The 3,402-nt window shown below is 59.1% G+C and carries 2 protein-coding genes; both read left to right on the forward strand.

The genetic code is table 11. From position 1 onward, the window contains the following. Positions 1–2,605 (forward strand): endonuclease toxin domain-containing protein (locus SPI01S_RS22810; RefSeq protein WP_218017646.1); only part of this gene is annotated, 2,605 nt, incomplete at its 5' end. Continuing rightward, positions 2,602–3,102 (forward strand): contact-dependent growth inhibition system immunity protein, encoded by a 501-nt coding sequence (locus SPI01S_RS22045; RefSeq protein WP_084253694.1) that lies wholly within the window; start codon positions 2,602–2,604, stop codon positions 3,100–3,102. The genes SPI01S_RS22810 and SPI01S_RS22045, both read left to right, overlap by 4 nt. The last annotated feature ends 300 nt before the right edge of the window (positions 3,103–3,402 follow it).

Genomic DNA, 3,402 nt, shown 5'->3' on the forward strand with positions numbered 1-3,402 from the left:
CCCCTCGAAGAACAGCCTGACCACCGGCACGCTCCACGCCAGCGACCTCGAGAACCGCGAGACCTGGGAAGCCAGCCAGACCTCGATCGGCGGCGGCATCGGCGGGATCAAGGCGAGCAAGGGCGGGCAAGCCTCGCAGCAGGGCGCCACGCCGCTGTCGGGGCTGCCGATCAAGGGTATCGGCACGGTGACCGCGACCCCGCCGATGGCGATGGGGGCGAGCGGCGACCAGTCGGGCACCACCCAGTCGGCAATCGCGAACGGCACGATCACGATCACATCGGGCGACGCCGCCAGCGCCGCGCTCGCCCAGACGATCAGCCGCGACACCAGCGGCGCCAATGCCGGCGCGATCGTCCAGCAGTTCGACGAGGCCAAGCGCCAGGAAATCGCCCAGGGCTTCCAGGCGGCGCAGACGCTGGCGGCGGAGACCACGGCGTTCCTGAGTAGCCAGGCGTCCAAGGCCGAACAATGGGCCAAAGAGAATCCGAACAGGGATCCCCAGTCCAACCCCTATGCGATCTGGGGTGCCGGTGGCGCCGGGCGGCTTGTACTCACGGCGATCAACGGTGCTGCCGGATCGGACGTCGCCGGCTCGCTCACCAGCCTCGTGCAGGGAGCGGCGGTCAACGTGTTGCAGGGCCTGGCGACGAGCAAGGTCAAGGAAATCGCCGACAAGCTACAGAGCAAAGAGGCCCGCGCCGCGCTGCAGGGGCTGGTCGGCTGTGCCGGCAGCGCCGCAGGGGGCTCGGGCGACTGTGCCAGCGGGGCGATGGGCGCTGCGGCAGCGGTCGTGCTGAACGATCTTCTCAAGACTGGGAAGACGACGGCAACCGACAAGGACGGCAAGCCGCTGACGCTCGCGGAGCAGCAGGCACGCGATAATCTGGTGGCGACGATCGTCGCAGCGGTCGCCTCCGGTGCAGGCTTGGATGCGCAGAGCGCCGTGACGTCGGCGCATCTCGAGACGCAGAACAACTCCGAACGGATGCCGGACGGAAGTTTGAAGGTGATTCTGCCCCGTCAGGTTAAATACTCGATCGAGCAGCTGATCGAGCGAGATTCCACAGGATTTGGTGCGCAAGTCAAGAAAATTGCGGATGATCAGAATGTTTCCGTCTCGGATCTGTTGAAATCCTATGGAGAATACGTCGCGTGCAGGGCCTCCTCTTCATGCGTACAGGAGAACAATCCTTACCTAGATAAGCTAGCTGTATCATACGGAAATGCCGCGGATGCCGCCTCTAGGCAGGACGTAGCCGAGCTTGTGAGTAAGATGAAGTCTGTTGGTCTTGATGAAAAGCAGCGGAAGGCTCTTCTTGATAAGCTGGAAAGCGGCCAGATCACGAGCGCAGCCATCGAAAGCCAGATAGCTGCTGCTTATCGTGGATCGAAAATCGCTTACCTGTCCGGCGGTAGCGCCGATCTGCAATCGGTTCTGTCGCGTTTCAGTGATGCCGAGCTTGCATCCTTCCAGCGGAACTTTGATTCGCTTGATGACGCCGGCAAGGCGATTGTGCGGTCTGATCTAGCGACCATCAAAAATCCAGGCCCGATGGAACAGGCGCTTGGCACGGTGCTGAACGCCATTGCTGATCCGGCAACGCTGCAGGACTTGTATTTCCTGAAAGTACAAGACCGTGCAAACGTGTCGAACGGGCTGGCAGGCGCTACCAAAGAAGCGGCCCCAGCTGCGCAGTTCCTGGCGGATCTCGGTACCCTAAGCAGCGTGGCTGACCCGGAGACGGGGCAGTTGGACCCGGTATATCAGACGGCGGAAGGTCAAGCCGTTGTCAAGGCGGCGCAGGATCGCATCAACGCGCAGGCCAAGGCGGCGGGTGGCGCGGCTACCAAGACCGGGCTGGCCTTGCTGGACTTTGTCGCGGCCCTCACTCCCCCGGGGGACGGAGATCCTTTCTACGTTCCGACGCAGGCGGAGGCAGACGCCTATAAGGCGCGCTCAGCAGCAGCCCGTGCTGCTGCGATGAACGCTACTAGTTCCGCGCTTAATGCTGTTACAGCTCAAACCGCGCCCTTCTTCGGCTCGTGCGTTTTCGGCAGCAACGCGGATTCGGGTGCGTGCGGTGGTGCGGCAGCTGAATTGACTATCAATGGTGGCGTCGCTTTGGCAACGGACGGGTTGGTTGGCCGATTTGCTTCTGTGGGAGTTAAAGTTGAAACCTCAGTCGATGCCGGGATTGCGTGGGGCAAGGGGATTGCAGGCCAAGGTGGCCCGTGGGAGGACTATATCGCCGCTCGGCTGCCAGTTGATGATAGACTGCCCCCGAACTTTAAGACGTTCGACTTCTTTGAGAAGACAACCGGTCGCGCTATAAGTGCGAAGACGCTCGATACGTCAACAGCGTCTAGATTGTCTAATCCATCTCAGATCTATGCGACCCTAAAATCATACGCCGATGCGGTGGCGGATTTCGGCGGATATAAACTTTCCAATGTACGACTTTCTCCATCTGATATAAATGTTCGAGAAATTCACCTTGCCATTCCTTCGGGTACAAATACAGCGCAATGGGAGCAAATTATGAAGGCTGCAGAGTATTCTAGAAAGATAGGCGTAAATATTGACGTCACGGTGACAAAATGACCGAGATGGAAGTGCCTCCCTCTCGTCCGCGTGCGTCAATATTGAGCAATTCGGTATTTACCTTGATTGAGACTTACTCTGGTTTCCGCTCGGGGTGGGCCGATCCCGAGGGGCAGCAGATATACCTTTCTCCTGACGCATCCGCCTGCTCAATCGGCTCTGCTCTTATCAAAGCACTCGAGGCCAGCAGAATTTTCACGCTAGAGAACCTGCCGATCATTACACGCGAGCAGCATGCTGAGCGCTATGAAGCTTGGGTAAAGGACGTAATACAGCGATATGGCTTCAAGAATCGTGCTGCAATGTTCAAGGCAATGAAAAGCGTTGATGCAGACGTTTATCACCAGAAACTTCATCTTCTTCCGACGAAACATGAAAAACGTGAAGCTTGGGGTAGGTCCAATAGTGACAAATTTGAAGATGTTATTATTTCTTACCCAAACCAAGCAGATGCCATAGGCGAGGCGATTCTACTCGCCCTAAGTCGATGCCGCTGACGTACTGGCCAAGATAGGGGTTGTTGGAGCAAGAGTAACGCAGAAATCACGGCCTCGCGGCGAACGGCGCGATCACGCTGGCGGCAGCGACGGAGGAAGACCGCCAGAGCGGCAACGCCAAGAGCAGCGGCTTCACGCTGGGCGTCACCTCGGAGATCAAGCTCAACAAGAATGGCGAAGGCGTGTCCGGCCTCGACAAGCTGAGCCCGACCATCTCGGTGGGCCTCTCCTCGTCGAACAGCAGCTACACCGGCACCCAGGTCACCAATGTCGATAGCGTGCTGACCGCCGGCGGCACGG

This window comes from Sphingomonas pituitosa NBRC 102491 (genome assembly GCF_001598435.1).
Lineage (GTDB): Bacteria > Pseudomonadota > Alphaproteobacteria > Sphingomonadales > Sphingomonadaceae > Sphingomonas > Sphingomonas pituitosa.